Annotated in this window: 4 protein-coding genes; 3 read left to right on the top strand and 1 reads right to left on the bottom strand. The window is 60.7% G+C overall.

Annotated elements, in window-relative coordinates; genetic code table 11:
- Positions 1 to 72 precede the first annotated feature (72 nt).
- Entirely contained in the window at positions 73 to 621 is a 549-nt protein-coding gene (gene thpR, locus WA943_RS12025; RefSeq protein WP_424470119.1) for an RNA 2',3'-cyclic phosphodiesterase, read from the top strand.
- On the opposite strand, the gene WA943_RS12020 is transcribed toward thpR, so the two are convergent.
- Positions 618 to 1,022, bottom strand: a complete 405-nt coding sequence (locus tag WA943_RS12020; protein ID WP_424470118.1) for a metallopeptidase family protein — start codon at positions 1,020 to 1,022, stop codon at positions 618 to 620. The two genes, thpR and WA943_RS12020, sit on opposite strands and share 4 nt — an antisense overlap.
- A gap of 61 nt (positions 1,023 to 1,083) precedes the next feature.
- Between WA943_RS12020 and WA943_RS12015 the strand changes: the two genes are divergently transcribed.
- Both WA943_RS12015 and WA943_RS12010 read left to right on the top strand, forming a co-directional pair.
- Positions 1,084 to 1,401 (top strand): 4a-hydroxytetrahydrobiopterin dehydratase, encoded by a 318-nt coding sequence (locus WA943_RS12015; protein ID WP_424470121.1) that lies wholly within the window; start codon positions 1,084 to 1,086, stop codon positions 1,399 to 1,401.
- Between the two features lie 39 nt (positions 1,402 to 1,440).
- A complete protein-coding gene (locus tag WA943_RS12010; protein ID WP_424470120.1) occupies positions 1,441 to 2,697 on the top strand; it encodes an NAD(P)/FAD-dependent oxidoreductase in 1,257 nt (418 codons plus the stop codon).
- The last annotated feature ends 97 nt before the right edge of the window (positions 2,698 to 2,794 follow it).

Here is a 2,794-nt window from a genome sequence, read left to right as displayed (position 1 = left end):
CCCTGTCCGTAACAAGATCGCCCTTCGAGACGGTCGCCGCGTGACCGTCTCGAAGGATCGAAAGTCAAACGCATGATCCGCCTCTTCACTGCTCTCGAAATTCCAGACGACATTGCGCGCCGCCTTGAAGGATTGCAGCAAGGCATCGAGCATGCACGCTGGATCGAGCGCGAAAACTTTCACATCACGCTGCGCTTCATCGGCGATATTCCCGAAGACGTCGCGGCCGATGTCGATGTGGCGCTGGAATCCGTCCCCTTCGAGCCATTCGAGATCGAGCTTGAAGGCGTCGGGGAATTTGGCGGCGCAAAGCCCCATGCGCTCTGGGCGGGGGTAAAACTCACCGAACCGCTGAAGCGTTTGCAGGCCCGCCACGAAAGCGCGATGCGCCGCGTCGGCCTGCCGCCCGAAACGCGCAAATATACGCCGCATGTGACGCTGGCACGCCTCAGGGCCATCGACGCGCCGGAGGTCTATGGCTTCATCGCCGCCAACAATTTGTTCGCGACACCCAAATTCGAAGTGACCCGCAGCGTTCTTTTCTCCGCCCGCACGAGCACGGGCGGCGGACCTTACGTGCCGGAACGCTTTTATCCGCCCGAGTTGCTGCCGGAAGGCTAGGCGCCCGCCTCATCCTCGATCGAATGCATGTCGTCGTCGGAGAGGCCGAAATGATGGCCGATCTCATGCACGAGAACATGCGTGATAAGCTGATCGAGCGTCTCATCGAATTCCGCCCAATAGTCGAGCATGGGGCGGCGATAGAGAAACACCATGTCGGGGAGATGCGTGATCGCGCTGGTCTGCTCATAGGGTTGGCCCGTGCCGTGATATAGTCCGAGCAGATCGAACGGGCTTTCGAGCTCCATTTCGGCCATCACATCCTCATCGGGGAAATCCTCGATACGAATGATGAGCCCTTGCGTGCGCGCACGGAAATGCTCAGGCAGCCGCCCGAAAGCCTCATCCGCGAGACGTTCAAAATCGGCGAGGCTTGGCGCCTTCATTTCTTTCCAGTTCATGCATCTCCTCCTTGCAAGCGGACTCTAGGCAGGCGAGGCTCTGGCCGCAAACCAGACCCGTATACAGGAGGCTCACATGATCGAAAAACTTTCCGGCGTTGCGCGCACAAAGGCGCTGGCGGAGCTGAAGGGCTGGACGAAGGTGCGCGGGCGCGACGCCATCGAGAAAACCTTCACCTTCAGGGATTTCAACGAAGCCTTCGGCTGGATGAGCCGCGTCGCACTCGCCGCCGAGAAAGCCGACCACCATCCCGAATGGTTCAACGTCTACAAGACCGTGAAAGTTCTGCTGACGACGCATGACGTCGACGGATTGTCCGAACGCGATGTGAAGCTCGCAAAGCTGATGGACAAATGGGCAGGCAAGGCGGGCAAGTAAACGCTGTAGCGGCAGGAGGCGGGATTGACTTCAACCGACATGGATGCGCGTCCGCGCGTCGTTATTCTCGGTGCGGGATTTGCCGGCCTCACGGCGGCAAAGGCGCTCGCATCGGCGCCGGTGCGCGTGACGATGATCGACCGGATGAACTATCACCTCTTCCAGCCGCTTCTCTATCAGGTGGCAACCGCCACGCTTTCGCCCGCCGATATCGCAACGCCCATCCGCTCGACATTGCGCGATCAGGCAAATACCGAAGTACTGCTCGGAAACGTTGTGAGCATCGATCGCGATGCGCGACATGTGTCGCTCGATGATGGACGGCAGGTTCCTTACGACCATCTGATCGTCGCCACCGGCGCACGGCACGCCTATTTCGGCCATGACGATTGGGAACCTGTCGCACCCGGCCTGAAGAAAATCGACGACGCGACGGAAATCCGTCGCCGTATTCTGCTCGCCTTCGAAAAGGCCGAAACGGAGGAAGATGAGGATCGCCGCCGCGCCCTTCTCACCTTCGTCATTGTCGGCGGCGGACCGACCGGCGTCGAAATGGCGGGCGCGATCATCGAGCTTGCAAAAAAAGCGCTGCTGCAGGATTTCCGGCACATCGATCCGGCATCGGCCCGCGTCGTGCTGATCGAGGCAGGGCCACGCATTCTGCCTGCCTTTCCCGAAACGCTCTCCACCTTCGCGCAAAAATCGCTGGAAAAGATGGGCGTCGAAATCCTGCTCGGCGCGGCCGCAACATCCTGCACGCGCGACGGCGTTGAACGCGCGGGAAACTTAATCGCGGCGCGCACGATCATCTGGGCCGCAGGCGTCGAAGCTTCACCGGCCGCAAAATGGCTCGGTATCGAAAGCGACCGCGCAGGCCGTGTCCCCGTCAACGACCATCTGAATCTGGCCGATGACGAACGCATCTTCATCGTCGGCGACACGGCGGCAGTACGTTGGAAAGACGGCAGCTTCGTGCCGGGAATTGCCCCCGCCGCAAAACAGATGGGCGCTTATGCAGCGCGCACGATCCGCGCGAAACTCAAGGGCGGCAAGGCCGTACCATTCCGCTATCGCCATCAGGGCAACCTCGCCACCATTGGCCGCAAGAGCGCGGTGATAGATTTCGGCCGCATCAGAATGACGGGCTTCATCGCCTGGCTCGTATGGGGCGCGGCGCATATCTATTTCCTGATCGGTTTCCGTAACCGATTGATGGTGATGCTGCACTGGCTCTGGGCCTACATCACCTTCCGGCAAGGCGTGCGACTGATCACGGGTTCAACGAGCCTGCCGTAGGCTCCCCCCAACCACTGATGTCATCCCGGGACTTGTTCCCGGGAGCCATACCGCGACCGCGACGCGTGCCGAAAGAGGGGTCCCGGGAACAAGTCCC

This window comes from Parvibaculum sp., from assembly GCF_049651025.1.
In the GTDB taxonomy this organism is placed as follows: domain Bacteria; phylum Pseudomonadota; class Alphaproteobacteria; order Parvibaculales; family Parvibaculaceae; genus Parvibaculum.
The sequence above is the reverse complement of the archived record's forward strand: the minus strand, read 5'-3'. Positions and strand labels throughout refer to the sequence as shown.

Bases quoted from the DNA above. Each gene is read 5' to 3' on its own strand.
- thpR (WP_424470119.1), top strand. From the start codon at position 73: ATGATCCGCCTCTTCACTGCTCTCGAAATTCCAGACGACATTGCGCGC.
- WA943_RS12020 (WP_424470118.1), bottom strand. From the start codon at position 1,022: ATGAACTGGAAAGAAATGAAGGCGCCAAGCCTCGCCGATTTTGAACGT.
- WA943_RS12010 (WP_424470120.1), top strand. From the start codon at position 1,441: ATGGATGCGCGTCCGCGCGTCGTTATTCTCGGTGCGGGATTTGCCGGC.